Origin of the sequence: Pseudomonas sp. SIMBA_068, assembly GCF_046534705.1 — a bacterium.
Lineage (GTDB): Bacteria > Pseudomonadota > Gammaproteobacteria > Pseudomonadales > Pseudomonadaceae > Aquipseudomonas > Aquipseudomonas putida.
In genome coordinates this window covers 1-246 of sequence record NZ_JAWRYI010001319.1, presented here as the reverse complement: position 1 = coordinate 246, position 246 = coordinate 1, and the positions used below count along the sequence as shown (strand labels likewise).

The 246-nt window shown below is 41.9% G+C and carries 1 protein-coding gene; it reads right to left on the bottom strand.

The genetic code is table 11. From position 1 onward, the window contains the following. The coding region (locus SB756_RS33865; protein WP_410913737.1) for a hypothetical protein at positions 1–246 on the bottom strand (246 nt) is incomplete at both ends.

Sequence of the window (246 nt, the reverse complement as noted above, 5' to 3'; positions counted from 1 at the left end):
AACTCCAGCGTTTCAGACCATTGCTTATGATAGAATCGATAAGGTGCGATCAATTGTAGCGCCTGTAACTTCTCGATACTGAGCGGCTCAATACCTTTAGCCTGATAATAATGCAGTTGTTCTTTTTTTGCTTTAAAACCGGCCCGAACAATAAGCCCCATCATAATTAATAGATAAAGAAAAGAGCATCCCGCGGTAATCAGGCCTCTTTCATTCAAACCGTTGGATGTTATCGCTGCGAACACA